Below are 25,087 nucleotides of genomic sequence, written 5' to 3'. Positions count from 1 at the left end.
TGACGTAGATGAAAGACGACCGCTCCGCGGGCGAGTTAATCTTTTGTAAGTGCGTTAAAGTACGACGACGTAAGATCGCAGGCTTCGGCAAGGGCATTCCGAACGGCCAATGTCCGCTCCCCGGCTTGAAGCCAGAGTCCGCTCTTGATTCATCAGGGACATTGAGAGCGGCCGCTTTTGGCGAAAGTGTAGCAGCAGAAGGCGCCCCTGCCGCAACATTCCAGAAAGACAGCAATCAGGTGTGACTATGCAATTCCGGGCCTGTCGACGACCTGCGGATAATAATCAGAAGAAAGACAAGACCTGCCGCTGACGCCCCGGCGCCCGCAAGGCCCACGGCCGGGAAACCCAGCCCCGCGCCGATCACTCCGCCGCCCAAGGCCGCGCCGATGGCGTTGCCCAGGTTGAAGGCGCCGATGTTGGCGGCTGAGGCGAGGTTGGGCGCATCCGACGCCGCCGCCATCACCCGCATCTGTAGCGGCGGCACAAGGGCGAAACTGGCCACGCCCCACAGGAAGATCAGCACCGCGCTGACCTCTGCGAAAGGCATGGCGAAAGCGAAGCCGACCAGAAGCGCGGCCAGCGATCCTAGCGTCACGATCAGGGTCCGGTCCACCGACCTGTCCGCGAACTTGCCGCCCAGCCAGTTACCGACCGTCAGCCCGACGCCATAGATCACCAGCATGACCGTGACGAAGCTGATCGAGGCGTGGGTCTCGGTCTGCAGGATCGGAGCGATGTACGTGAAGACGGTGAACATGGCGCTGGCGCCGATCACGGTCAGGGCCAGGGCCGCTAGCACCGGACCGCGACCCAGCACCTTCAGTTCGGCCAAGGCATTGCCGCCGCTCGGCGCCGCGACCTTCGGCAGGGTCAGGCGCAGGGCGACCATGGCCAGCACGCCCAGCCCTGTGATGCCCCAGAAGGATACCCGCCAGCCGATCTGGTCCCCGGCCCAGGTCGCGAGCGGCACGCCGACGACGTTGGCGATGGTGAGGCCCATGAACATGGCCGCGACCGCGCTCGCCTGTTTGTTCTTCGGCGCCAGACCCGCCGCCACGATGGCGCCGACGCCGAAGAAGGCGCCGTGGTTCAGGGAGGTGATCAGCCGCGCCGCCAGCAGCATGCCGTAGCTGGTCGAGACTGCCGCCAGCAGATTACCAAGGGTGAAGATGGCCATCAGCCCGATCAGCAGACTTCGTCTCGGGACCCGGCCGGTAGTCAGGGTCATCAGGGGCGCGCCCAGCACGACGCCGAACGCATAGGCGCTGATCAGAAGGCCCGCGACGGGGATGGAGACGCCGAGATCGCCGGCAATGACGGGCAGCATGCCCATGGGTGCAAACTCGGTCACGCCGATGCCGAAGGCGCCCACGGCGAGCGCGAGGATGGGGAGGTTCGGTTTCATCGGTCTCTCAGACGAGCGGCGGGTTCAGGCGGGCGAAGCCGGCCTGGCGTGCATAGGGGGTGTGCGGATAGGGCGGCGTAATCGCGCTGGCGGCGTCCAGCGCCGCGATCTGGTCGCGGGTCAGACTCCAGCCGACGGCGCCGAGGTTCTGGCGCAGCTGGTCCTCGTTGCGGGCGCCGATGATGACCGACGACACCGTCGGCCGCTGCAGCAGCCAGTTGATGGCGATCTGCGGAACCGTCCTGCCCGTCTCGGCCGCGACGGCGTCGAGGGCATCGACCACGCGGTACAGATGCTCGTCCTCCACCGGCGGGGCGAAGGCGGCGGTCTCGTGCAGGCGGCTGCCTTTAGGGATCGGCGCGTCGCGGCGCAGCTTGCCGGTCAGGCGACCCCAGCCGAGCGGGCTCCAGACCAGGGCGCCGACGCCCTGATCGACGGCCAGCGGCATCAGGTCGGCCTCATAGTCGCGGCCGATCAGTGAATAATAGACCTGGTGGGCGACGAAGCGCGGGCGGCCGTGGCGGTCGGCGGCCGCTTGCGCCTTCATCAGCGCCCAGCCCGGATAGTTGGAGACGCCCGTGTGCCGAACCTTGCCTGAGGCGACGAGGGTTTCCAGCGTCGCCAGGAGTTCCTCGATCGGCGTCGAGGCGTCGAAGGCGTGGAGTTGCAGGAGGTCGATATAGTCGGTCTCGAGCCGCTTCAACGCGCCCTCGACCGCGCCGATCAGCCGGCTGCGCGACACGCCCCAGTCGCCGGGGCCTTCTCCAATCGGCAGGCCGGTCTTGGTCGAGATCAGGACCTGATTGCGGCGGCCCCTGATAGCCTCGCCCAGCACCCGTTCCGAGGCGCCGTCCGAATAGACGTCGGCCGTGTCGAACAGGTTGACCCCGGCCTCCAGACAGATGTCGATCAGGCGGCGCGCCTCGACGGCGTCGCTCGTGCCCCAAGCGCCGAACAGGGGCCCAGTCCCGCCGAAGGTGCCCGTGCCGAGGCTGAGGACCGGGACCCGAAGCCCCGACGATCCGAGTTGGCGATAATCCATGGGTGCTCCCGTTTGTTGTCGGACGCACAGATGGACAGGCCTGAGGCGCGGCGTTAGGGGTGGTTTGCACCAAGCACCTTTGATCTGGACGCAAAGATGAAGACGATTGGCGTCACGGACCGGGCTCGCGAGCTGGAAGTCTTCGCCGCCGCTGTCGCGGGCGGCAGCTTTTCGGCGGCGGGGCGGGCGCTGGGCCTGACCCCCTCGGCGGTCAGCCGCACCCTCGACCGGATCGAGGCGCGGCTGGGCGTTCGGCTGATGCTGCGTACGACGCGGGTGCTGACCCTGACGGCCGAGGGGCAGGTCTATCTGGGGGCGGCGCGACGCATCCTGGCCGACCTCGATGACGCCGAGCGCCAGATCGCCGATCAGGGCGCGCCGCGGGGGCGGCTGCGAGTCAGCGCGGCCTTGTCGCACGGACGCCTGTGCGTCGTGCCCCTGCTCGGAGCGTTCGCGGACTTGTATCCACACATTCTGGTCGACATCAATCTGACCGACGCCATCGCCGACATCCCAAGCGGGGAGGCGGACGTGGCCATCCGGTTCGGCGTCCTGGCCGACAGCCCCCTGACCGCGCGTCGGATCGGCCAGACCGGCCGGACCATCGTGGCCTCGCCGGAGTATCTGGCTCGGCGCGGGACGCCGCAGATCCCTGAGGACCTGCACGACCACAACTGTCTGAATTTCAACTTCCGCCGCGCCGAACCGGTCTGGCCGTTCAGCAAGGACGGCCGCGACTACGCCCTGACGGTCAATGGAAACATCGAGGCCAACAACGGCGAAACCCTGGGCCAGTTGGCGGTCGCGGGCGTGGGCATCACGCGCGTCGGCAGATTCAGCGTCGCTGACGATCTGGCCGCCGGCCGTCTGCTCCCCGTGCTCGAGGCCTTCAATCCGGGCGATGTGGAACAGATCCACGCCGTCTTTGTCGGCGGGCCGAACATGCCGGCTCGAGTGCGGGTTTTCGTCGATTTTCTCGTCAGCAATCTTCGCTGACAATGTCCGATTCCTGGCACTCGAACGATGAGTGGAGGTGGCGCATTGAACACGCGCGTGATCGCCGCTGCGATGTCAGCCGCCCGGCCGCCATTCCGCTAACTGCCGGCCGGTCGATCCATCCTCGAAGGCCAGCTTGTCGACCTGCACAGCGGCGACGCAGGTCGGCCGCGCATCTCGGGTTGGAGCCCGACAGCGGAACGACCGACCGTCCGGGAAGGCGCCGATCCGGCCTTCGATGAGCACACGCCACCCGCGCGTCGGCGGCTGGACTGGCTGATCGACCTCGCCCCGGATCAGGTGGACATAGGGCTGGCCCTCGCGCCGGCCGATACGCGAACCGTCGACGGGCGCGTAAAGCGCTAGCCCGGCTGTCTCCTCAGACGCAGACGGCGCAATCAGAGGAGGCGGTTCGGACGGCGTCTCATCGTCGGATACTGTCAAGGGACCGGAAGCATGGGCGGGCGGTGGCGGCGGACAGGTGTCCAGAGACAGCCAAGGTCGCGTGATCCATACCCCGTCGGCGTTGGCCCAGGCTGCGGCCAGATCGGCTCCGTCCACGGGGGGCGTGGCCAACCAGTCGGCCGTGTCGAGCCGCAGTTCGATGTCTTTGCCGTCTGTCGTGCGTGACCATGAGGCGACGCCAGGGCGATCCGGCGTCTCCGCCGCGCCCTGACATCCGAATGGCAGGCGCACGACAAAGCGTCGACCGATCAGCGCCTCCTGCGGGGCGTCGCCCGCCGCGTAGGTCGAGGCGGCGCGGGCGAGGGCGGCGATCATCCCCGCACGGTCCAAGGCGACGGTCTGCGGCGGCGGCGAGGCGGCGGGCGCCTCCGGCGCGGGTTCGGGCCGTTTGCGGTCGCACTGGGCGAGGCCGGGCGCGGCCAGGATCAGAAGCCACAGTGCATGTCTGGTCGAGATCATCCGGAACCTTCACCCGTTGTGGGTCGCTGATGCAACTTGGCCGCCGACCTTGACCATAAGCGCGCGGCGGGTGGAAAGGGTTCAGCCGGGATGAGTTTCGACCAGATCGCCGCCCTCGTCGTCCTTGTCTGCGTCGTGGCGGCGATGATCCACGGTAAGCTGCGGCCCGATGTGGTGGCCCTTGCCGGCGCGGCCGTCCTTCTCATCCTGGGCGTTGTGCGGCCGGTCGAGTTGCAGGGCGCCTTCGCCAGTCCGGCCGTCATCGCCTTGGCGGGCCTGTTCGTCATCGCCTATGCGATGGAGCTTTCGGGCCTGCTGGCGTTCCTGATCCGCCAGGCCAAGGGGCTGACCAAGGTGTTCGGTCGCCACGCCATCTGGATGGTGATCGGCCTGTGCGGCTCGGTCGGCGGGTTCCTGAACAATACGCCGGTCGTGGTGCTGGCCGCGCCGGTGATCCGGGACATGGCCTTGTCTCTGGGCCTGTCTCCGAAGCGGTTCCTGATGCCGCTGAGCTACGCCGTCATCATGGGCGGCCTGCTGACCCTGATCGGCACCTCGACCAATCTGCTGGTCAACGACATGGCGCGCAATGCGGGCCAGCCCAGCTTTGGACTGTTCGAGATCACCGGCGTAGGGCTGTCCATCGCCGTGGTCGGCGGGGCTTACCTGTACTTCTTCGGCGCGCGGATGCTCGATAAGACCGCCGCGCGCGAGGAGGCCGAGATGGCGGCAAAGCGCGAGGCGCAAGGCGGCGGCCCGAGACGCCGCTTCTGGCCGTTCGCCCTGCCGAAGCTCGGAGAGCAACGCGCCACGCCCAGCGGGTCGGGCGACGCCGTGCTGGGCGACGTGGACCTTTACGAAAAGGGCGCCGAGCGTCCGCTGGAGCTTAAGCGCGCCCTGGCGTCGCTGGTGGTGTTTGTTTCAGTCGTGGCTGTCGCGGCCTTCGGCCTGGCGCCCATCGCAGCCTCGGCCTTCGCTGGCGCCGTGGCTCTGATCCTGATGCGCATCATTACCGCGGAGGAGGCCTACGCCGGCCTGAGGCCCGAAATCCTGCTTCTGATCGCGGGCATGGTGGTCATCGGCTCGTCGCTCGAGGTGACAGGCCTGGCTCAGGCGGGCGCCGACGCCCTGATCGACGTGATCCGTCCCTATGGCCCGTGGGTGGCCCTGTTCATCTTCTATGGCGTGACGCTGTTCGCCACCGACATCCTGTCCAATGCGACGGTGGCGGTGCTGTTCTCGCCGATCGCCGTGGCCATCGCCGTAGCCTTGGGCGTGGATGCGCGGCCGTTTCTGGTCGCGGTGATGATGGCCGCCTCGGCCGCCTTCGCCACGCCGTTCAGCTATCAGACCAATGTGCTGGTCTTCCAGATGGGCAACTACAGCTACATGGACTTCGTGAAGGTCGGCCTGCCGCTGAATCTGATCACCTGGGCCACCGGCATGGCGGTGATCCCGATCTTCTTCCCGTTTTGAAAGAGCCCGGATGGGGGCTTCGCTGGGTTGTCGGTATTGGATTTGAAAACTGCTGCTGGCGGATATCGCGCAAGGCGGGATCATTCGTCAGCGCTCGACAATCATCCAACAAAAGACCGGCCGCCCCGTGCCGTTCGAGATCACCGAGGCGGCGCGGGAAGCGTTGGTGCAATGGCTCGAACGTCGAGGGGCGACGGCGTGACGACTGGGTGTTCCCCAGCCTTAGCCGAGATGGCGAGCACAAAGGTACGCGGCAAAATGCTCGGCTCGTCGATGCATGGGTGAGGATGATCGACCTAAACCCGAGCACAGATGGCACACATAGCCTTCGACGGACAAAGGTGGCGTTAATCTGCAAGAAGGCCGGCAATCTTCGAGCCTTCCAGCTACTGCTCGGCCTTGGAAAGCTCGAGAGCACCGTCAGGTATCTCGGTATCGAGGAAGGCGACGCGCTGGAAATCTCGGAGCAGATCGACCTTTGAGCCGCGTTGGGGCTGCCTGCCGAAAAGCGAAGCGCCCCATTGTCTCGGAAAGGTGGAAAGCGGGCACCACTCGACTAGGGTCGTTCAGGTCGGATTTCGGGGCTTGGGGTTTAGGCCCAGACAATCAATCACCCACAGGAATCCAGGGCGCCGCAACCAAAGGAATAGCTGCTCGCTCGAGGTCGCCAAGACGGTTTAACTCGCGGCCTCGCCACTGACGGCGCAGTGCACAAGCATATCTCCAGCAGGTCTGCGCCACAGTGCATTGGGCGAGAATGGGCGACGACCCGCCTCGCGACGAAGGCCGATCCGAGCGCGATCTGAAGCTTGTCGCCCGGCGTCCATTCGACGTCCCGGAAATCCGGGCTCTCCAGGGTAATGAGGTGAAAGCGGTCGGCGGCCTGTTCGCACGTCGTGACGATCGCGCGCCGCATGAATACGCGACGCAGCATGCTGCTGAGCCGTCCTTCCGGACGCTGCTTCGACGCGACAAACCCCGCTCGACGGACCTGCTTTTGCATCTCCATGTCGACGGTCGGGGGCTCGGCGGCGCGGCCGCGGCTCGAAGCACTCACAGGATTCCCTTTTCCAAAACGACGCCGGAACGGCCTCGACTGATCCATACCGAAGAGGTATCGGGAGGACGCCTTGGCGTCATTACGAAGACATGCCTGAATCTTATTCATTTGCGCCAGTTGATCGGGAGGCCCGCACATGCCCGTTCTGACCGACACGTCCCCTGCCTCGGAATGGGTCGAGCCGGACGAGGTGGCGCGACCGGTGGTGACCTACGGCGTCGCATCGGAGAAGATCGGCGCGTTCGAAGTGAACATGCATCGCCACCTCAAGGGGCAGTTGATGCTCGTGCAGCGCGGCGCGCTCAGCGTCGAGGTCGAGGGCGGCCTTTGGATCGTCCCGCCCCGCAGCGCCATTTGGGTGCCCGGCAGTGCGCTCCACGCGATCAAGGCCAGCGGCGCGCTGGAGGGCTACAGCGCCTTTGTCTCCCCGGACGTCGCCGCGCCGCTGTTCCGGTCCTGCTGCACCGTCGCCGTGACGCCCTTGCTCCGCGAGCTCCTCGTCCGCGCCGCTCACCTGCCGTTGCTCTACGAGGAGGGCGGAGAAAACTCGCGACTGATCGCGGTGTTGCTGGACGAGATCGCGGCCGCCAAGGTCGAGGATCTGCACCTGCCGATGCCGACGGACGCGCGACTGCGCGCCATGGTCGATTTGATGATGGCCGCCCCCTCGGATCGCGGCACGCTTGCGGGCTGGGCGAGCCGGGTGGGTCTGAGCGAGCGCACCCTCGTGCGCCTAATCATGCGGGAGACGGGAATGAGCTTCGGACGATGGCGCCAGCAGTTGGGCATCGTCTTGGCTGTGAGAGGGTTGGCTGATGGCGCCTCAATTCAGCAGGTCTCGGCCGATCTCGGCTACGAGAGCACACCCAGTTTCGTGACGATGTTTCGTAAGACGCTCGGCACATCTCCGCGGCGATACATGGCTGAACGGCATTCCAGCTGATGGGCAGGCCGGAGCTTGATCTTCATTGGCAATCGAGAGTTGAAGGCTGATGTGGCCAGGGTTCTGGTGGTGCGCATCCGTTCTTAGGGCTGTGATGGAAGGCGGCGTTGACTGCCGCACCGAGTGTGGCGTTCCGGCCTGGTGGCCGATGACCGCTCATGACTCATTGCCGACCTCCGAAGCGTCCGCTCTCAGGCGCGCGCCATAACCTAACTCCGCTGCGTCCGGACCTGACTGATCGCGGCTGTTGGCTGGGTCAACTGCCGGATGGTGGGGCCTCACGATTTCAGGTCGCTTATCGGTCGCGAGGCCGCCGGCCGCGCTTCAATCAACTCCTGCTCCGCTTACGAGCAAGTAGACCTGTGGCGAGATCAAGATTCGGAAGACATCTCCTTCCGACGCTTGGCTGTTTCCGCTTTGACCTCGGCCACGAAGCCGTCGAAGTGGGCCTTGGCCTTTTCGATGGTCGTCGGCGTCGCGAAGCCCTCGCCATACCGGGAAAGCCAGGTGATCAGCAGGTCACGCGCGACCTTCTTGCAAAGGCGGTGGCTTTTCAGGATCTCTGGGTCAGAGGCTGACAAGCTGCCGTGCACGATGCCGGAACGCAGATCATAGGCCCGTCGGACCTCATCCGAGAGCTCCCGAAAGTTCCAGGTCTCGGTCGAGAAGCACAGAGCCGCCGTCCGATCGGAAAGTCGGCGCGTGACCCCTGACCCGGTTTCGCCAGTCCAGAGAAGCCGTTCCATGGCGGTCAGGTATTTGACGATGGCGGCGGGCGTGGCCGCTTCGGTTGCGGCGTCGGCATACCATGCCACCGCATCGAGATAGCGAACCGCGACAAATTCGGCATTCGTTCGGTTGAGCACTGTCGAAATAGCGACGCCCACTGCGTCGAGCATCGCAGCTCGATCCGGTTCTTTGAGCATGGTCCAGAAGCTGGAATGGATGCTCGCGCCCTCCCAGCTCTTGGTAAAGTGAAGGTCAGCTGTGCCGTCAGCGCGCAGGGCGACGTTCGCCGTCTTGATTGAGGGGCGAGCGGGTCCGCCGGCGCGCATCGCTTGGGTGTCATAGACGCCGGCGATCAGATGGACGGTGTGGACCGCGGCCTGCACAGCCTCCTCGGCGGCCTGGCGAGACGTGGTTGGATCGCACGCCGGAACCCTGACCTCAGCGATGTCGGAGAAGGCGTTCAGGTACTCCTCGCACATGTCCGCGAGAAGCAAATCGCTGTCGGGACGTCGCCGGGATTCTTCCGCGCGTGACGCTGCCAAAGCATCGGTGAAACGCGGCGCTATTTCGGCCCTGGCCCCAATGCGCACAGGGCCAATCTGGACCGTTCCGGCACCCTTGAGGCCGATGTTGCAAGGTATGAAGTGGGTAAGCGGCTCACAGTTTTCGCCAGCCGTTGCGATCCAGGCACTGAGGTTGGCGCGATCCTCCGCCGCCCGCGTCTTGCCCCTGCCAGGACGCAGATATTCAGAGGCATACCCTTTGAGAACCGCCTGATAGGCCTCGCGCGGGTCAACACGGCGGCGGAAAGGCGAGTCATCGAGCGCCAGCTCGGTTAGCTCCTTGAGCTCCCGCGCGGCGGCCTCGCCTATGGTCCATTTCGTTCCATCGGCGTCAAGCAGTTGGGGGCTGAGAAAATGGGCCAGGCCCAAGCCCTTCATCTCGCCCCACGACATCTTCGAATGACGAACCAATTCGGTCATCACGAAGTTGAAGGTGCGTTCGGTGCGCCTGGCGGACAGGGACATGAAGGAGCCTTTCCGGAGGTCGTCAGTCCTCTTTCGGATGCATGGAATTGATTAGATTCTTCGCCACGCGGGGATCCGCCACGTCAATCCCAAACTGCGCGGCGAACAGCTCATGTCGCTGGCGGGTCAGCATGATCGACCTGAACCCAAGTGCCTACGGCACCCATAGCCTTCGGCGAACTAAGGTGGCCTTAATCTACAGGAAGACAGGCAATCTGCGAGCCTGCCAGCTACTCCTCGGTCACGGGAAGTTGGAGAGCACCGTCAGGTATCTCGGTATCGAGGTAGACGACGCGTTGGAGATTTCTGAGCAGATCGACCTTTAGCCGGCATGGGGCAGCGCGCCTGAAAAGCGGTCTGCCCCAATGTCCCGAATGGGTGGGAAGCAGACCTTGAGCTGCTGTTATGTCAGATCGCCCAAGGGGCAGGATTGCTCATTTCCGCGATCTGGCCGCGATGGTGACGTTTCCTTACGACGGCCCTTCCGTCAGAATTTGTCCGTCGCCATAGGCTCCATCCAACCGCCCCTTCTTCGCCCAGTCCAGCACGGCCTGATAATAGCCAGATGCGTAGCCTATCGATGTGCGCTTGCCGTCCGGCGCAGTTTCAAACCGAACGATGCCATGGTCGGTGTTCGGATACTCCAACAGAGTGATCGGCCGCCCTTGGCCTGCCAGGTCGATCAGCCGCTGGCGAGTGGCGTCGGGCGGCGCGCCCAGATCGTCCTTGGCCTGAATCCAAAGCATCGGCGTGTTAAGACGGCTCAACACCGGCAGCGGGTCGTAGTCCCACGAGGTTCCAGCGTCGAGCACGGGGGCCATGGCGGTGATTTGTTCGTTCGGGGTAGTTAGTAGAAATCCGGTGAACTCGCCTTTGATGTCGGCGAACCAAGGTTGGGTGCGATACTTGGCCCGCATGGCCTCTAGATGCGCAAACCCGACTTCGCCGTGCGAGGCGATGAAGGCGCCGGTCACGTCGGTGATCTCGCGCGCCTGTTCCAGCACGTCCGCGCCCCAACCCTTGCCCTTGAGATCCAACATCACCTGGTCGCTGTCTTCCGCCAGCGCCCCATAGGCCAAACCAAAGCCAACGATGACGAAGTCCACTGGCGTCTGGCTGGCAGCCAACGGCGCGACCCATCCTCCCTGGCTGGAACCGTGAAGGCCGACCCGGCCCGCGCGACTTCCGGCCAGCCGACGGGCCTCGACCACGGCGGCGGCGGCGTCCTCAGCCAGGACGTGAAAGTCCTGAGTATAGCGCCCCTCCGATCCACCAGAGCCCCGCTTGGCATAGACGAAGACGCCAACGCCCGAGGCTGGGGCGAACCGCTGGAAGGCATTGAAGTCCAGCGCATTGGCGCCTTCCGACCCATGTACCTCGACCATGATGGGGACCGGCCCCTCACCAAGCGGCAGGACCAGCCGGCCGTTCAGGCGCGTCCCGCCCTGGCCAACGAAGGTCGTGTCGCGCACGTCCAGGCTCAGGCGACGGCCAATCTTTCCGTCGAAGACCATCCGACCTTCCTCGCACGACCCCAGTTGCGGCTGCGGGCCTTCGACGCGTGTGGTGGAACCGAGGGTGCTGACCCAGTGCCCCTGCGCGCCCATCAGCATCCTGGCCGTCGTCCCGTCCAGCCGACGCCACCGCAGGCCCTTGTTCGCCAGCGGCGCGACATCCACCCAACTGCCGTCATCCAGCCTATAGACGCCCACATGACAGACCACGGTCGGATCGGGTCGCTCATCGACGTCGGCCCCCGGCGCCTGGGCCATTGCTGGCAAGGCGACGATGGACATGATGAGGGCCAGGGCGGCGGCGAGGCGGGATTGGGGCATGGGTTTTCCAAATCAGGATTGCGAGTTCTCGCCAAACGCCATTGCCGGTCGCTTGGCGGCTCGCTAGGCCCGACTTCGCGAACGGTGCTGTGGGTGCGTGAACGGGACGGCATGGGTCACAAGACGAGAACCATCATCGGGGTGACGACCGGGCGGCGCTGGGCCATCGACGGCGTCATGCTCACCGTCATGGGCATGTTGCTCGGATTTCTCGGCCCCTTCGATTCTGAAAATGCGCCTCTCGTGAGCCGCTACGCGTACTGGACGATCTGCATGCTGGGCGGCGGGTTGATTGCGGTCGCGGTGGACGAAAGCCTGGGCCGTCGCCTGCCGTTCCTATGGAGACGCGTCGCCGTGACCTCGGCGCTCGCCACGCCGCTGGTGACCCTGTTCGTCCTCGTGACCCAGCGTCTGATGTTCTCAGAACATCGCTGGTCGATCTATCTGCCGCTGTTTTGGCAGGTCGGCCCCATCATGCTGGCGGCCATGACGGTCAGGGCCTTGGTCTGGCGCAGGTTGCCCGTGCGGGTCGAGACCCGCATCCTCGTCGTCCCGCCCCTGCCAGAGGCCGAGACGGCTTTCAGGCAGCGGCTGTCAGCCAGGCGGCGCGGTGCCCGCCTGATCGCCATCGAGGCGCACGACCATTATTTGAGAGTGCATACCGATGCGGGCGCGGAGCTGATCACTCTACGCTTTGCCGACGCGCTCGACGAATTGTCGCTAGCGCACGGATTGCGGGTTCACCGCTCATGGTGGGTCGCCGCAGACGCGATTGAAGAGGTGCGTTGGTCGCGCGGCTCGGGGAAGGTGCGCCTCGTTGGCGGCGTCGTGGCGCCGATAAGCCGGACCTATCGCTCCGACGTGTCTGCGGCAGGTTGGAGTTAGACTGCGGACCTGAGCAACGTCTAGCAAAACCCGAAAACGATCGTGGCGGCCTCCGGCATGTCAACGTCCGCAACGAGTCGAAAGTGGGCGTGAAGCCCGCGGCCGGTTGGACGTCCGTTTTTGGGCAGCCAAGCAAGGATCGCTTCTGACTCTTTGCAGATACTCGGAATGTCCGCTGTAGAGCGCGGTTTAGGCGGCAGGCTCGCTGGATTAAGCGTCGAGGTCGCAGGCCGCCTGTTAAGCCGCCCGACCGGAACCTAGCGGCTTGCACTTGCGCGTGAGCATGGCGGTCGATCGCGCACTTTCACCATGAACGAAGCCGTTCCGGCAGGGAGCAGCCGGATGGTATCGAGCGCGGCCGTTAGCTGTCGCCATTCTGCAAGTTGTAGCTATAGTCATCGAGTACGAGGGCGAGGCGCAATTGGCACCTGAGACAAAGGCAAGACTTCTCGCGTCAATGCACGCTGGGCGCTTGGTTGTCGTCTGCGGCGCGGGTCTGTCGATGGCTGCCCCGAGCAACCTGCCACCAGCCTGGCGCGTCGCTGAGGCCAGCTTCGACAAGTATGTGATCGAGACCGATCCGACCTGCGACACGACCATGCGACACGATCTTGAAGCGTTCGCCCAGCACTTCGTTGATCTGCACACCCTCGAAACGGTCTTCATCGAAAGTCTCGTGCCGTGGCAGGCATTCGTCCGGCCTCCCAATGCTGGCCACGCGGCTGTTGCGGACTTTCTGATCACCCGCGCAGCGTCTGCCGCCCTTTCGGCCAACTACGACACCCTGATCGAGCGTTGCGGGATTGAGAGTGGCTTCGATTTCCAGAATTCGCTGGACGGCGACGAGGCGACAGTTCGGTCTCGCACCCAGAGTCCGCTGCTGAAGTTTCACGGCTGTGCCACGCGCGATCGGCTGGCGACCGTGTGGGCACCGTCACAACTTGGCGCGCCGCCGATTGCCGACCGGATCGCGAGGAGCAAGGCCTGGATGGCCGCTAACTTGCGCCAGAAGGATTTGCTGGTCGTCGGGTTTTGGTCCGACTGGGATTACCTGAACACCGTCTTGGGAACCGTTCTCGACGGTTTGGCACCGCAGTCCGTCACGGTGATTGACCCCACCGATGCGGCGGCCCTGGAAGCCAAGGCACCGGAATTGTGGGCGCTTGCTCATGGCCCGGGCGTCGTCTTCACACACGTTCGAGAATCGGGCGCGGAAGCGCTTGCTGAACTGCGCAAGGCGTTCTCTCAGAACTACATCCGAGGGATGCTGTCGGCAGGCAGAGCTTCATTCGAGGCCGCAACCGGCACAGTGTGCGATCCGGCTTGGCTTGAACCACCGGACTTCGAGAATGACGTCCTTTATGGCTGGCGCTGCGACGCGGAGGGCGTTCCGTCAGATCAGCCAGCGACCCGCGCGCAACCGAGCCAGTGCGAAGTCGTCGGCACGTTTCACTTGCTCCTGCGGCAGGCAGGGGCAACGAGCCGTCCGACCGGCTACGAGTTGGGCGGTCGTTCGATACGAGTCGTCAATGGCGCAGGAGCTGTCTTAAGCCAGCTCCAGGTTCGATTTATCGAAGCCCCTGCGATAGCTGCGACCGATATTGTCGTAGCCGCCGGCGCAACTGCCCTGCCGCTTCCGGGTAGCGTTGTGAGGCCCGGGCATGCTGGCAGTTTTATGCGGCCGGCTCCCGTTGGCTCTTGGTATGATCTAGCCGATGGGCGGACGGAGCTGGGTATCTGATGGACATTCCGACACAGTCTGAAGTCATCCTTCGCGAGGCCGGCTACCAGACTTGGGCTTGGACCGGTGCGTCCCCGCCGGTAACCTGCTTTGAAAGCGCCACGCTGATCGGCTTCGTCCATGTTTTCAGCACCGCGAGCGACTTACTGGAAAACTGGGAGGCCGCACAGCAGCGCGTTTTAAGTCGACACGCGCCAGCATTGAAGGCTGCGGGCGCGAAGGCCTGGAACGTCTACTCGGTTCTGCTTACGTCGGAGCTGGCTCCAGGTCTCCAGTGGCGGGTTGAGCGGCTGGAGGAAGATTTCACGCTGACGCGGAAGATTGCGCGTACAGCAATCCAGACCGTTGAGGATCTCGCTAACGCCTTGCTACCGCTTGGGCCTATCCGGGCCCAGCCCATCTTAGAGGACGCCGATATCGCCCGCCGCCTCCGCTCACGCGCGAAAGACATTCCCGTCGAGGCTCTAAATGCCTTTCTCGGCGACATGAACCCCGACGCTGTGGTTGAAATCTTCGGGAGCCGGCCATGAGGCTGGACTATATCGAGGTCTGCGGCTTCCGTGGGTTTCGGGACAAGGTCCGGGTCGATTTTGGTGGCGGCTTCACGGTGATCACCGGCCGGAACGGCGTTGGGAAGAGCACCCTTTGCGACGCAGTCGAGTTCGCCATCATTGGCGAGATCGGAAAGTACGCCGTAGAGTCCGCAGCCAAGGAGACCGTGCGCGACTACATTTGGTGGCGAGGCGACAATGAGCCGGAGAAGCATTACGTCACCGCCGCGTTTGTCGGCGTCGACGGACATGCGTTTTCGATCACGCGGACCCGCGAAGGCGCCGACAAAACGCCTGAGGAGATTGAGGAAGCCCTCTGCCAAGGTGCGGTGCCGGATGATCCCCTCCGCCAACTTTGCAAGACGTCCGTTATTCGCGACGAATGGATTGCCGCGCTCAGCCTGGATCTGAGCGAGACACAGCGCTTCGACCTCGTCAGGGCAGCTTTGGGCTCGATCGAAGGGTCCGATCTCGCGACTAAGGCGAAAGCGGTTGTGGCCATCGCCGAAGCCGCTGCAGAACGCGTGAACACGCAATACGAAGAGGCCAGGTCGGCGCTGTCTGGTGGTCTGGTTCAGTTGTCAGAGGCCAACGACGCTGCAAGCCGTAGCGCCGATGTTTCAGCTGCGATGATCGTTATCGACCGCTTCGTCCCGCCCGCACAAGGTGATCTCGCCCAGCGGTTGGACATCGCCCAGCGCTCACTGCCCCATCAACGGAGACGGTTAGAGGGGCTTAATCAAGCGGTGTTCGAGGGGCGCGAGTTGCTGGCGGCGCAACAACAATACAAGGTGCCTGAAGAAGCTGCCCGCCGCGAGCATCTGCATACCGAGTTGAACGCAGCATCGGCCGAATTCGAACGTCGACAGACGGACCTTGCTGAGGCTCAACGGGCTTACGATATCGAGGCCGCCGCGAGCGAGATCGCAGCCTCGCTTTCAGCGCTCGTCGAGCACGGAGAGGCTGTCGGTCTACACGACGAGCATTGCCCACTGTGCGCCGCCGCACGGACGCGCGATGAGTTCGAAGCTGGCATCGCTCAAGCACGCGCCCGAATCGATAAGCTGGCTGGTGGCGTCAACGCAGCGCGGGAGCGTCTCGCCGCTGCTCGAGGCGCTAGCGCGGTTGCAGAACAGTCATTGACGGCGGCGCAAGCGGCCTGGGCTGAGGTTGATCGAGAACAGCGCGCGCTGCGCGAGCGGGAAACCGCTCAATTGGCCCTCTTCGAGCAGTACGGGTTGAACCCGGCGAACGCCGGGAATCCAGCGGCCTTAGAGGCTGAAGCAGCGGCTGAGCGAGAGCAGCTTATTGGACTTGAGACGGCGTTGAACGCCATGGAGGCGTCGCGCGCCGTGCGCACGCTTAGCTCGGTCGAAGCCCGCGTGGGCGTGCTTCGGAGTCACGCTGAGACTACAGCGGATATGCTCGCAAAGGCTCAGAGCGCAGTTGCCACGGCAAAATCTCTAGAAAAGAGTGTCCGGCGCTCAGCATCCGAAATCGTCGACGAGCGTCTCGCGCGGATAAGCCCCCTTCTAAACGAGATCTATCAGCGGCTACGGCCTCACGCGAACTGGCGTAGTATTGACTACAGCATCAGGGGAGATGTTAGGCGTTTCCTTAGCCTCAAGGTCGGTGATGACCTCAACCCCCAATTCGTCTTCAGTAGCGGCCAGCGGCGCGCCGCTGGCCTGGCGTTCTTGCTGTCAGTTCACATGGCGCGACCGTGGGCTAGGTGGCAGACACTTCTGCTAGACGATCCCGTGCAGCACATTGACGACTTCCGAGCTTTGCAACTTGTCGAAGTGTTGGCGTCATTCCGCCAAGCCGGACGTCAAGTTGTGGTAGCGGTCGAGGACGAAGCGCTTGCGGACCTTTTATGCCGGCGCCTGCTAAGTTCGCCTGAACAGGGCGGTCGGCGATTCGAAATCGACTACGGAGCAAGCGGTGCTGCCGACGTCGTAGATCGCATGGAAATCCCACCCATGCCCCCTAGTATCCTCCGCGCCACTGAGGGAACTCAAGCCACTGCCTAGGCGGCGATCCGAATGTCAGGTTTCGGATCAGGTTCGAAGGTCCGCATCTGGCGCTTCTCGGACACGGGCTTCACCGCCAATCCTGACTCAACGCGGTCTTTAGCGATGTCTGCTTTCGGCCAACCGTGTGCGCTGGCGGAATTGGATACGCGCCACCATTTGCGGGTCAGGGTGGAAACCTTGTCGGCCGATCAGCGGGAGAGCACCATGCCGGTACCCGGCCAGATAACCTTCATCGGCCACGACTTTTACAAAGGCGGACCGGCACCGCGCTTGAGCTTTGGCAGCATGACGCCGCAGCCCCTCGGCTACGACGAACTCTTCGCGACGAAGGCGGGGCGTCCTGTCGATATTCCTGTCGAATGGCGGGACGCGACCGTCCTCGAGACCAACGTCGAAGACCTGGATACGAGCCTGCCATACCGGGTGAGGGGGCGGCTCCAGAGCGAGTTCACGTCTGGGGCGATCGGACTGGTGAAGGGCGGGTGGCTGCCTTCGTTCCTGGCCAGCCTCGCGCCCGACACGGTCATTCTGCTGGACCGCAACATCGTTACGGACATCATCGGTCGGTTCGATAGAGGGGGGCTGAAGGGGCGCGAGCCAGATTTCATTGATCTGTTCGCTGATTACGAGGTGCGGTTGAACCCGATGCCCTTCATTCTGGAGGGCAATCAAAAACGCAGACCTTCGGCGGTCGAAATTCGCGATCAACTCCAGAGGGTCAAGCTTGCGCTGGCCTACGCCCTGCCAAAGGCGCGTCTTATGATCGCTCCGAACGTTGAAACCGGTGCGGTCCGCATGCTGGATGAAGCGGCACCGTGGTTCGAAGCCCATCAGGCTTTCCTGCTCCGGGTGGCGCCTCGGCTGACGTCCACGGTGGGCGCGGGGCGGCGCGACAGGGTTTGGCGGGACTGTCTGGCCGACGCTGATGCCTGCGGGGTCAAGCGGACCTCAATGATCCTGATGGCGGTCCTGAGCGCCCTTGAGGATTCACGGGGCAACGGTCCTGCGCGCTCGATCCTGAAGTTCAAGACGGGCTACGTCGACACTGACGCCTATAATGCGCTTTGCGACTTCCGGGCGATGGAGATGCTTTTGAATCTGGCCGTGCATTTTCCGGACAAGCCGGCGCAGTTTTGCACGAAAGACCGGGGCCTGGCCCTGTTCTGGGCCGGTCTCGGGCTTAAGGGGAGCTATTCGACCGGGGAAGGCATCGTCTCCGATTTCAACTTCCATCCTGCCGTGCTGGCGAACTGGGGTGTTGCCAAGTGGCAAGAGGTATCGCGGTGACACTCGGAGGTCGGATCGTGGGGGCATTTGGGAAGCGCTGAAAGCCGTGGCGCTCAAGAAGGCTTGGCGTATGCTCTAGCGCCCACCTACAGTGGAACCGATGACAGAAAAGCCCTTCAAACCCGTTCGACTTGAGCACGTTGAACTCCGCGGATTCAAATCCATTGGGGCGCTCTCGCTCGATCTCTCCAAGCTGGACCTTCTCATCGGGCCGAACGGGGCAGGAAAGTCTAACCTCATCGACTTCCTGAGATTTCTCGGTTTCATGCTTTCGAGCGAGAGCGGTCTGGCTAATTTCGTGGGCCTGGCCGGAGGCGCGAGCGTTCTGCTGCACGGCGGGCCTAAGCAGACCCGCGAGATTGAGGCCCATCTCAGGATTCGGACCGGGCAGGGGGTGAATGACTATGCCTTCCGCCTGGGACATGCCTCGGGCGACACCCTGATCTTCCTAGAGGAACGCTGCCGGTTTTCGGCCAACGGACGTAAGCAAAATCCGAACTGGATCGATCTAGGCAGCGGTCACAAATTTCCCCAGCTTATGAGGGCGGGTGAAGAAGGGGGCGCCGGTAAGACGCGCCAGACGCTGCTACATCTGCTTCGACGCATCGCAGTTTATCAGTTCCACGACACATCGGCTGAAGCGCCGATGAAGCAGCTCTCACCCGTCGAAGACTGGCGCTACCTACGCAGCGACGGGCGCAATTTGGCGGCTTTTCTGCTTGAGATGCGGTCATCGCAACGCGCCTATTACGACCGGATCGTAGAGACGCTCCGACTGGTTGCGCCATATTTCGATGACTTCGTGTTGGAGCCGGAATACGGCCGGGTACTCCTGCGGTGGCGCGAAATCGGTTCGAACCTGGAGTTCGGCCCGGGACAGATTTCGGACGGAACCCTTCGGGCGATTGGCCTGCTGAGCCTGCTCCTCCAAAGCCCGGATACCATGCCGTCGATGATCATCCTCGACGAACCCGAGCTCGGACTTCACCCCTATGCGATCCGCATCATCGCCGGTGCGATTAAGGCGGTTTCGGAAACGCGACAATGTCTGGTCGCGACACAGTCGCCCCAGTTCCTAAACGCCTTCGAACCGGATAACGTTGTTGTGGTTGAGCGCAAGCAGAGAGGGTCGACCTTCACGCGCCTTTCGCAGGACAGTCTGAAGACCTGGCTAGACGAGTACCAGTTGGCCGAGCTCTGGGACATGAACCTTCTAGGCGGTCGTCCCGAGCCGCTGGCGGCTGAATAGTGCCGGTCGATCGCCTGCTGGTCTTCTGCGAGGGGCAGACCGAAGAGACTTTCTGCAACATCGTTCTGGAGCCTCATCTCAGGGCGCTGGGCGTGCATGATGTGCGTCCTCTGCTGCTTCCCAACAAGGCTGGTGCCACCGCGCGTCGCTTCAAAGGCGGGTGGAACAGCTACGCCGTCGCGCGCCGCTTCATGCGCGCCGTCATACTGGAACAAGGAGGGCCCCGGACGTTGTTCACGACCCTTTTTGACCTCTACGCCATACCTGATGACTATCCAGGGCTGGCGGCGGCTCCGGCGCAGCCGCCGGTCGCCCGTGTCGCTGCTCTTGAACGTGCGATGGAGACCGACCTCGCCGCTGAGGCGGGAGGGCGGCTCTACGCGCGCTTGCAGTTGCATGAATACGAAGCCCTGCTGTTCAGCGATCTGGAGGCCGTGGTCCGGGCCTTTCCCGACAGCGCTGCGGGAGTGAAGAGCTTACGGGCAGATATCGGGAGCTTGGAGCCTGAGGATGTAAACGAAAGGCCCGAAGCCTTACAAGCCGGCCGAGCTGATCGACCGGGTCCAGACGGCGCTTCGCAATGGGGCGAGGACGGGGCCCGGTCGACAGCGGTCCGACTTCGGTCACGCCGAGTCCTGATCTCCGGTGGGCGTCTATGAGATCGGCCGCAGTCTAAGCCCGCCGTCCCAACAAGTATTTTGATCGCGTGCTGAATGTCGTGTTTACGGCCGCCGGTGGACGACCGCCTTTGGCGCGTTTGAGACATAGGCGAATGACTATGCCTCACCGACCTCGGACCCAAGCGCATCTGCTCTGAGGATCGGCTATTCTAACAACCGGCTTGGCGGAACGGCTAAGGCCTCGGCAATCCGTCCAAGCGCCCGAACACTGGGATTGCGGGTGCCTCGCTCAAGGTCGCTTAGATAGCCTCGCTTCATTTGAGCGCGAAACGCCAACTCCTCTTGAGAGAGGCCAGCGTCTGTTCTGAGCCTGCGTACGTTTTTGCCGAGTTGGGCGACCACGTCCATGCCCAACAACAGACCGTCAGTGCGGCAGGTTGGCTGCCCTCTAACCGTGTCATTTTGATCTACTGTCGGGGATGAGGAGGGCGCGTGGGTCGACTCTAAGCGCGGACGCGAGCCTGCCCAACGCGCGGACTGAAGGGTTCCTCTTTCCGTGCTCTAGATCACTGAGGTAGCTTCGCTTCATTCCCGCACGGAATGCGACTTCCTCCTGAGTGAGGTTTTCCGCAGACCTGAGTCTGCGAATGTTTCTGCCCAGAAGTGCGACGAGATCCATCCAAGCAAATGATGGGCTAACGCCACTTTTAGCTGTCCCCCAATCGTGTCATAATGACCTCCAGGCGTGTCAACTGAGCTGCGTGCGGTGGATCGGTCGTCAACAAATGCATTAGAGGCTGAGGTTCTACACCTCGCTGTCTACTACCGTCGCTACGCCGACTGGCTGCGCGCGCGCCTCCGCGTCCGCTTCGGCGCGGACGTCGCTGACGATCTCGTCCAAGAAGCCTATCTCCGCATAGCGCCCTATCAGACGCGCGGCATCCGCTCGCCCAAATCCCTTCTCCTCCGCATCGCCTCCAACCTCGCCCTCGACGGTCTCGCGCGCGAAGGCGTCCGCCGCCGCTATCAGCAGACGGCGCGCCCGGCGGTCGAGGCGCTCGACAGTCCGCACGAGACCCTGCTGCTGAAGCAGATCCTCCAGGTGATGCCGGAAAAGGACCGCGACGTGTTCCTGCTTTCTCGCTTTGAGGGTTTGACTCACGCGCAGATCGCGTCACGACTGGGGATTGCGGTCAAAACCGTCGAGTGGCGCATGGCGCGAGCCCTGAAACACTGCGACGTCCATCTGCGCCGCTGATCGGAGAGGGCCCGCGATGAGCGCGAGTCAGAAACCGGCCGCCACGGCCGACCGCGAAGCGGCGGAGTGGTTCGCGCGCCTGGGCTCCACCTCCGTGCCCACCGAGACCATCCACGCCTTCTTCGCCTGGCGGGCGGCGCCCGAGAACGCCGCCGCCTACAAGCGGATCGAGGGCCATTGGGAGCGGATGGGCCGGCTGCGCGGCGATCCCGAGATCGAAGCCCTGACGGCGGCGATCGGCAAGCCCGGGGCGGGGCGGGCGTCGGCTCGGGCGCCGTTCGGACGGCCGGTCTTCGGCGCGGTCCTCGCCGTCCTGGTGGCGGGCGCGGGGATCGGCGTCTGGTGGGCGCTGAGCCGGCCGCCGGTCTATGCGACGGCGGTCGGCGAGCAGCGCACGGTCCAGCTGGCCGACGGCTCCGCCATCCGCCTGGACACCGACAGCCGCATCCGGGTCCGATTGTCCGACGGCGCCCGGCGCATCGACCTGTTGCAGGGCCAGGCCCTGTTCGAGGTCGCCCACGACGCCAGCCGGCCCTTCGTGGTGTCGGCGGACGCCACCACGGTGACGGCCCTGGGGACGGTGTTCGACGTGCGCCGCGCCGGGGCTGATGTCCGGGTGGTGCTGGTCCAGGGGCGGGTGCGGGTGGACGATCCGCGCGGCGGCCAGACCGTCCTGGCGCCCAGCCAGGCCGCGACCGTCACGCCGCAGGGCGCCCAGGCCCGTTCCGTCGACGCCGCCGTGGCGACCAGCTGGGCCGAGGGCCGGCTGGTGTTTTCCGGCGCGCCGCTGGGCGAGGCCGTGGCCGAGGTGAACCGCTATCTGACCGACAAGGTGATCCTAGACGCGCCGAGCGTCGCCGGCACGCCGATCAGCGGGGCCTTTCGCGTCGGCGACCGGGGCGCCTTCGTCTCCGCCGCGTCGGAGGTTTTCGCCCTGGAGGCGCAGCCGCAGCCGGGGGGCGCCGTCAAACTCGTCCCGCGGCGGACGAAAAATTCCTGACGCCCGCTAGGGGGACGCCGGGTCTGAGCCGTCCTTGGTCCGACGCACCATCGCGTCGTCGGGGAAGTCATCATGAATCCGCACCGCTGTCTCGGTTTAGGAGCCGCCGTCGCCGCCGTCGTCGCCCTGGCGCCGTCCATCGCCGCCGCCCAGGAGGCGCGGGCCTTCGCCATCGCCGCGGGTCCGCTCGAGGCGGCCCTGGCGGCGTTCGCCCTGCAGTCGGACCACCAGATCCTGTTCGCCACCGACCTCGTCGCCGGTCGGACGACGGCGGGGGTCTCGGGGCGGATGACCACGGCGGCGGCGCTGGATCGGCTGCTTTCCGGGTCCGGCCTGATCTGGACCCGGACCCAGCCGGGCGTGATCGTCCTGCGCCGGGCGACGACGCGGGCCGAGACGCCGGACGCGCCGGCCGCCGTCGAGGATGTGGTCGTCACCGGCAGCCTGCTGCGCCAGTCGGGCGAACTGGCCTCGCCCGTCCATATCCTCGACCGTCGCGCGCTGGACCGCAGCGGGCGCGCGACGGTGGCGGAGGTCATCGCCGACCTGCCGCAGAACTACGCCGGATCGGCGACCCCGGCGTCCCTGCTGGGCGGGGTGGACAACGCCGGCTCCAACACCGCCGTGGCCTCGGGGGTCAATCTGCGCGGCCTCGGCCCCGACGCGACCCTGGTGCTGGTCAACGGCCGACGCCTGGCCGGGAGCGGCTATCGGGGGGATTTCGCAGACCTGTCGGCTGTGCCGTCGGCGGCCGTCGAGCGGGTGGACGTCCTGCTGGACGGCGCCTCGGCCCTCTACGGCTCCGACGCCGTGGCGGGCGTGGTCAACGTCATCCTGCGCCGGAACGTCGAGGGCCAGGAGACCCGGCTGCGGGCCTCGGCCGCCAAGGGCGGCGGCGAGGACCTGACGGCGTCCCATCTGATCGGCCGCACCTGGTCGAGCGGCTCGGCGCTGCTGGCCTATGAATACCAGCATCTCCGGCCGCTCAGTTCGTTCGACCGCCCCTATTCGCGGGACGGCGACCTGCGGCCCTTCGGCGGCACGGACTGGCGGTCGATCTTCGCCGCGCCGGCCAATATCGTCGCCTATGACGCCGCCCTGGGCGCCTATGTCCCCAGCTATGGACTGCGGCCTAACGCCAGCGGCCGGGTCCAGACCCCGGCGGACTTCGCGGCGGGGGCGCCCAATCTGGACAGCGTGTCCCAGGGCGTCGACCTGGCGCCGGGCCAGGAACGGCACGGCCTCTACGGCCGGCTGGTCCAGGATGTCGGGGCGCGGCTGTCGCTGTCGGCGGATGTCCGTTTCAGCGCGCGGCGGTTCGACTTTGCCACGACGCCGGTGGCGACGATCTTCCAGGTGACCGCGGCCAATCCCCATTTCGTGTCGCCGAACGGCCAGTCGAGCCACACCCTGGCCTATTCCTTCTACGACGACCTGGGCGCCAGCCCCTATACGGGCGACTCGCGCAGCCTGGGGACGACCCTTGGCCTGGATTACGACCTCGGCGGCGGCTGGTCGGCGCAGGCCTATGCCGCCCTGGCCGAGGAGCGGGGCGCCACCCACTATCCCCGCCAGCTCAATACGACGCGGCTCGACGAGGCGCTCGGCAATGTCCCGGACGATCCCGACACGTCCTATTCGCCCGCCCGGGACGGCTATTTCGACCCGTTTGCGGCCGGCGGAGTCAATTCCCGCGCGGTCCTCGACTTCATCGCCTCCGGTTCTGTCGACAACCTCGACCGGGGGCGGGCGACCTCCGCCAATCTTCTGATCGAGGGGCCTCTGCTGACCCTTCCGGGCGGCCAAGCGCGTCTGGCCCTCGGCGTCCAGGCGCGTCGGGAAAGCTTCGCGACACGGGCCCGGACCTTCACCTCCACCGCGGTCCCGCGCGACCGGGTCGCGCCTGAACAGGCCCGCGACGTCGTCGCCGTCTTCGGCGAGGCGCGCCTGCCGCTGGTGGGCGACGCCAACGCCCGTCCGGGCCTGCAGCGGCTGGAGGTCTCGGTCGCGGGACGGCTCGAGGACTACAGCGACTTCGGCTCCACGGCGAACCCCAAGGTCGGCCTGATCTATGCGCCGACGCCCGATCTGACGCTGCGCGCCAGCTACGGGACGTCCTTCCGGGCGCCGGCCCTGCCGCAGATCTTCGACGACTCCATCGCCGGCGCGACCCTGGTGCCGACCGCCAGCGGCGCCCGACTGCTGTCCATCTATCTGACGGGCGGCAATCGCGATCTCGAGCCGGAGACCGCCAAGACCTTCACGGCGGGGTTCACCTACCGGCGCGACAGCGGGCTGCGGGTGAGCGCCGGCTATTTCGACACGGAATTCTCGGACCGGATCGCCCAGCCGGTCCGCGAAGGCCTGTCGCGGGTCCTGACCGATCCGTCGCTCGCCCCCTTCGTCACGGCGGTGGACCCGGCCGCCAACCCCGCCGACCGCGCCCGGATCCAGGCCTATATCACCACGCCGGGCTTCGCCCTCGGCGGGCTGTTCCCGGCCGAAGCCTATCGCCTGATCCTGGACGCCCGATGGGTGAACGCCGCCTCGGTCCAGGTCCGGGGCTTCGACGCGGAGGCGGCCTATCCCTGGTCCTGGCGCGACCACGGTTTCCGGCTGACCGCCTCGGCCTCCTATATGCTCGACTATCTCAACCAGACCACGCCGACGGCGCCCCGCGAGAACCTGGTGGGGATCGCCGGCTATCCCACGGACCTGCGCGCCCGGGTCGGCGTCGACTGGTCCCGGGGCGACCTCGGCGGGGGGCTGACGCTGAACCATGTCGCGGATTATCGCGACGCCTCGGGGCGTCGCATCGACGCCTGGAACACCGTCGACGCGCGGCTGGCCTGGACCCCGAGCCGATGGGCGGAGGGCCTGTCGGCCGTGCTCAGCGTCCGCAATCTTCTCGACGCCGATCCGCCCTTCTACGACGTCTCGACCGGCTTCGGCTACGATCCGGCCCAGGCGGACGTCTTCGGGCGCGTCGTCGCCCTGCAGCTGATCAAGCGCTGGTAGG

At 65.2% G+C, this 25,087-nt stretch carries 22 protein-coding genes and 1 pseudogene; 16 read left to right on the top strand and 7 right to left on the bottom strand.

Annotated features, from left to right (window positions below; translation table 11 throughout):
• The first annotated feature begins 8 nt into the window (after positions 1–8).
• Entirely contained in the window at positions 9–245 is a 237-nt protein-coding gene (locus B3Z70_RS13115) for a hypothetical protein (protein WP_292022419.1), read from the top strand.
• Here the strand turns inward: B3Z70_RS13115 and B3Z70_RS13110 are convergent.
• Together B3Z70_RS13110 and B3Z70_RS13105 are read right to left on the bottom strand one after the other, a co-directional pair.
• Positions 236–1,408 carry an MFS transporter gene (locus B3Z70_RS13110; RefSeq protein WP_292022417.1) on the bottom strand — a complete coding sequence of 391 codons (1,173 nt, stop codon included), beginning with the start codon at positions 1,406–1,408 and terminating at the stop codon, positions 236–238. The two genes, B3Z70_RS13115 and B3Z70_RS13110, sit on opposite strands and share 10 nt — an antisense overlap.
• 7 nt (positions 1,409–1,415) lie before the next feature.
• Positions 1,416–2,450 (bottom strand): aldo/keto reductase, encoded by a 1,035-nt coding sequence (locus B3Z70_RS13105; RefSeq protein ID WP_292022414.1) that lies wholly within the window; start codon positions 2,448–2,450, stop codon positions 1,416–1,418.
• 96 nt (positions 2,451–2,546) lie between these two features.
• On the opposite strand from B3Z70_RS13105, the gene B3Z70_RS13100 reads away from it, so the two are divergent.
• The gene (locus B3Z70_RS13100; protein WP_292022412.1) at positions 2,547–3,446 is read left to right on the top strand and encodes a LysR family transcriptional regulator; all 900 of its coding nucleotides are present in this window, start codon (positions 2,547–2,549) and stop codon (positions 3,444–3,446) included.
• 75 nt (positions 3,447–3,521) lie between these two features.
• Here the strand turns inward: B3Z70_RS13100 and B3Z70_RS13095 are convergent, their stop codons facing one another.
• Entirely contained in the window at positions 3,522–4,370 is an 849-nt protein-coding gene (locus B3Z70_RS13095) for a hypothetical protein (protein WP_292045739.1), read from the bottom strand.
• 90 nt (positions 4,371–4,460) lie between these two features.
• Between B3Z70_RS13095 and B3Z70_RS13090 the strand changes: the two genes are divergently transcribed.
• The 3 genes from B3Z70_RS13090 (at position 4,461) to B3Z70_RS13080 (ending at position 7,849) form a co-directional block, all read left to right on the top strand.
• Complete coding sequence (locus B3Z70_RS13090) at positions 4,461–5,846, top strand: SLC13 family permease (protein WP_292022172.1); 1,386 nt, start codon at positions 4,461–4,463, stop codon at positions 5,844–5,846.
• 287 nt (positions 5,847–6,133) lie between these two features.
• Positions 6,134–6,328, top strand: coding sequence for an integrase (locus tag B3Z70_RS13085; protein ID WP_292022170.1), 195 nt, complete (start codon positions 6,134–6,136; stop codon positions 6,326–6,328).
• A 714-nt stretch (positions 6,329–7,042) separates the two neighbouring features.
• On the top strand, positions 7,043–7,849 hold the full coding sequence (locus tag B3Z70_RS13080) for an AraC family transcriptional regulator (protein ID WP_292022169.1): 807 nt from the start codon (positions 7,043–7,045) through the stop codon (positions 7,847–7,849).
• 371 nt (positions 7,850–8,220) lie between these two features.
• Here the strand turns inward: B3Z70_RS13080 and B3Z70_RS13075 are convergent, their stop codons facing one another.
• Positions 8,221–9,606 (bottom strand): HEPN domain-containing protein, encoded by a 1,386-nt coding sequence (locus B3Z70_RS13075; protein ID WP_292022166.1) that lies wholly within the window; start codon positions 9,604–9,606, stop codon positions 8,221–8,223.
• Between the two features lie 125 nt (positions 9,607–9,731).
• Here B3Z70_RS13075 and B3Z70_RS13070 point away from each other — a divergent pair.
• Positions 9,732–9,932, top strand: a pseudogene (locus B3Z70_RS13070) (integrase); the annotation flags it as partial.
• Between the two features lie 144 nt (positions 9,933–10,076).
• On the opposite strand, the gene B3Z70_RS13065 reads toward B3Z70_RS13070, so the two are convergent.
• Positions 10,077–11,441, bottom strand: a complete 1,365-nt coding sequence (locus B3Z70_RS13065) for an alpha/beta hydrolase family protein (protein WP_292022164.1) — start codon at positions 11,439–11,441, stop codon at positions 10,077–10,079.
• A 111-nt stretch (positions 11,442–11,552) separates the two neighbouring features.
• Between B3Z70_RS13065 and B3Z70_RS13060 the strand changes: the two genes are divergently transcribed.
• From B3Z70_RS13060 to B3Z70_RS13030, 7 genes are all read left to right on the top strand, one after another.
• The gene (locus B3Z70_RS13060; protein WP_292022163.1) at positions 11,553–12,326 is read left to right on the top strand and encodes a LytTR family DNA-binding domain-containing protein; all 774 of its coding nucleotides are present in this window, start codon (positions 11,553–11,555) and stop codon (positions 12,324–12,326) included.
• A gap of 565 nt (positions 12,327–12,891) precedes the next feature.
• Entirely contained in the window at positions 12,892–14,067 is a 1,176-nt protein-coding gene (locus B3Z70_RS13055) for an SIR2 family protein (RefSeq protein WP_292022161.1), read from the top strand.
• A complete protein-coding gene (locus B3Z70_RS13050; RefSeq protein ID WP_292022159.1) occupies positions 14,067–14,597 on the top strand; it encodes a hypothetical protein in 531 nt (176 codons plus the stop codon). The genes B3Z70_RS13055 and B3Z70_RS13050 overlap by 1 nt, the downstream gene beginning before the upstream one ends.
• Entirely contained in the window at positions 14,594–16,651 is a 2,058-nt protein-coding gene (locus B3Z70_RS13045; RefSeq protein ID WP_292022157.1) for an AAA family ATPase, read from the top strand. The genes B3Z70_RS13050 and B3Z70_RS13045 overlap by 4 nt, the downstream gene beginning before the upstream one ends.
• A gap of 12 nt (positions 16,652–16,663) precedes the next feature.
• On the top strand, positions 16,664–17,941 hold the full coding sequence (locus B3Z70_RS13040; protein WP_292022156.1) for a hypothetical protein: 1,278 nt from the start codon (positions 16,664–16,666) through the stop codon (positions 17,939–17,941).
• Positions 17,942–18,041: 100 nt separating this feature from the next.
• The gene (locus B3Z70_RS13035; RefSeq protein WP_292022154.1) at positions 18,042–19,190 is read left to right on the top strand and encodes an AAA family ATPase; all 1,149 of its coding nucleotides are present in this window, start codon (positions 18,042–18,044) and stop codon (positions 19,188–19,190) included.
• Positions 19,190–19,849, top strand: a complete 660-nt coding sequence (locus B3Z70_RS13030; protein ID WP_292022151.1) for a DUF4276 family protein — start codon at positions 19,190–19,192, stop codon at positions 19,847–19,849. The genes B3Z70_RS13035 and B3Z70_RS13030 overlap by 1 nt, the downstream gene beginning before the upstream one ends.
• Positions 19,850–20,014: 165 nt before the next feature.
• Here the strand turns inward: B3Z70_RS13030 and B3Z70_RS13025 are convergent, their stop codons facing one another.
• The gene (locus B3Z70_RS13025) at positions 20,015–20,218 is read right to left on the bottom strand and encodes a helix-turn-helix domain-containing protein (RefSeq protein ID WP_292022149.1); all 204 of its coding nucleotides are present in this window, start codon (positions 20,216–20,218) and stop codon (positions 20,015–20,017) included.
• A gap of 49 nt (positions 20,219–20,267) precedes the next feature.
• Entirely contained in the window at positions 20,268–20,489 is a 222-nt protein-coding gene (locus tag B3Z70_RS13020; RefSeq protein WP_292022147.1) for a helix-turn-helix domain-containing protein, read from the bottom strand.
• Between the two features lie 66 nt (positions 20,490–20,555).
• Between B3Z70_RS13020 and B3Z70_RS13015 the strand changes: the two genes are divergently transcribed.
• From B3Z70_RS13015 to B3Z70_RS13005, 3 genes are all read left to right on the top strand, one after another.
• On the top strand, positions 20,556–21,068 hold the full coding sequence (locus B3Z70_RS13015) for an RNA polymerase sigma factor (RefSeq protein ID WP_292022145.1): 513 nt from the start codon (positions 20,556–20,558) through the stop codon (positions 21,066–21,068).
• A 16-nt stretch (positions 21,069–21,084) separates the two neighbouring features.
• Entirely contained in the window at positions 21,085–22,068 is a 984-nt protein-coding gene (locus tag B3Z70_RS13010) for a FecR family protein (RefSeq protein ID WP_292022143.1), read from the top strand.
• Between the two features lie 72 nt (positions 22,069–22,140).
• On the top strand, positions 22,141–25,086 hold the full coding sequence (locus B3Z70_RS13005) for a TonB-dependent receptor (protein ID WP_292022141.1): 2,946 nt from the start codon (positions 22,141–22,143) through the stop codon (positions 25,084–25,086).
• Position 25,087 lies beyond the last annotated feature (1 nt).

Origin of the sequence: Brevundimonas sp. UBA6550 (genome assembly GCF_002434505.1) — a bacterium.
Classification (GTDB): domain Bacteria; phylum Pseudomonadota; class Alphaproteobacteria; order Caulobacterales; family Caulobacteraceae; genus Brevundimonas.
Note: the sequence above shows the minus strand (reverse complement) of the source record. Positions and strands in the feature narration are given on the sequence as shown.

Excerpts from the sequence above, each read along its gene's own strand:
- B3Z70_RS13065 (WP_292022164.1), bottom strand. The coding sequence starts at position 11,441 with ATGCCCCAATCCCGCCTCGCCGCCGCCCTGGCCCTCATCATGTCCATC.
- B3Z70_RS13075 (WP_292022166.1), bottom strand. The coding sequence starts at position 9,606 with ATGTCCCTGTCCGCCAGGCGCACCGAACGCACCTTCAACTTCGTGATG.
- B3Z70_RS13010 (WP_292022143.1), top strand. The coding sequence starts at position 21,085 with ATGAGCGCGAGTCAGAAACCGGCCGCCACGGCCGACCGCGAAGCGGCG.
- B3Z70_RS13100 (WP_292022412.1), top strand. The coding sequence starts at position 2,547 with ATGAAGACGATTGGCGTCACGGACCGGGCTCGCGAGCTGGAAGTCTTC.
- B3Z70_RS13110 (WP_292022417.1), bottom strand. The coding sequence starts at position 1,408 with ATGAAACCGAACCTCCCCATCCTCGCGCTCGCCGTGGGCGCCTTCGGC.
- B3Z70_RS13050 (WP_292022159.1), top strand. The coding sequence starts at position 14,067 with ATGGACATTCCGACACAGTCTGAAGTCATCCTTCGCGAGGCCGGCTAC.
- B3Z70_RS13045 (WP_292022157.1), top strand. The coding sequence starts at position 14,594 with ATGAGGCTGGACTATATCGAGGTCTGCGGCTTCCGTGGGTTTCGGGAC.
- B3Z70_RS13080 (WP_292022169.1), top strand. The coding sequence starts at position 7,043 with ATGCCCGTTCTGACCGACACGTCCCCTGCCTCGGAATGGGTCGAGCCG.
- B3Z70_RS13115 (WP_292022419.1), top strand. The coding sequence starts at position 9 with ATGAAAGACGACCGCTCCGCGGGCGAGTTAATCTTTTGTAAGTGCGTT.
- B3Z70_RS13035 (WP_292022154.1), top strand. The coding sequence starts at position 18,042 with ATGACAGAAAAGCCCTTCAAACCCGTTCGACTTGAGCACGTTGAACTC.
- B3Z70_RS13060 (WP_292022163.1), top strand. The coding sequence starts at position 11,553 with ATGGGTCACAAGACGAGAACCATCATCGGGGTGACGACCGGGCGGCGC.
- B3Z70_RS13105 (WP_292022414.1), bottom strand. The coding sequence starts at position 2,450 with ATGGATTATCGCCAACTCGGATCGTCGGGGCTTCGGGTCCCGGTCCTC.
- B3Z70_RS13005 (WP_292022141.1), top strand. The coding sequence starts at position 22,141 with ATGAATCCGCACCGCTGTCTCGGTTTAGGAGCCGCCGTCGCCGCCGTC.
- B3Z70_RS13020 (WP_292022147.1), bottom strand. The coding sequence starts at position 20,489 with ATGGATCTCGTCGCACTTCTGGGCAGAAACATTCGCAGACTCAGGTCT.
- B3Z70_RS13040 (WP_292022156.1), top strand. The coding sequence starts at position 16,664 with ATGTCAGGTTTCGGATCAGGTTCGAAGGTCCGCATCTGGCGCTTCTCG.
- B3Z70_RS13095 (WP_292045739.1), bottom strand. The coding sequence starts at position 4,370 with ATGATCTCGACCAGACATGCACTGTGGCTTCTGATCCTGGCCGCGCCC.
- B3Z70_RS13025 (WP_292022149.1), bottom strand. The coding sequence starts at position 20,218 with ATGGACGTGGTCGCCCAACTCGGCAAAAACGTACGCAGGCTCAGAACA.
- B3Z70_RS13085 (WP_292022170.1), top strand. The coding sequence starts at position 6,134 with ATGATCGACCTAAACCCGAGCACAGATGGCACACATAGCCTTCGACGG.
- B3Z70_RS13090 (WP_292022172.1), top strand. The coding sequence starts at position 4,461 with ATGAGTTTCGACCAGATCGCCGCCCTCGTCGTCCTTGTCTGCGTCGTG.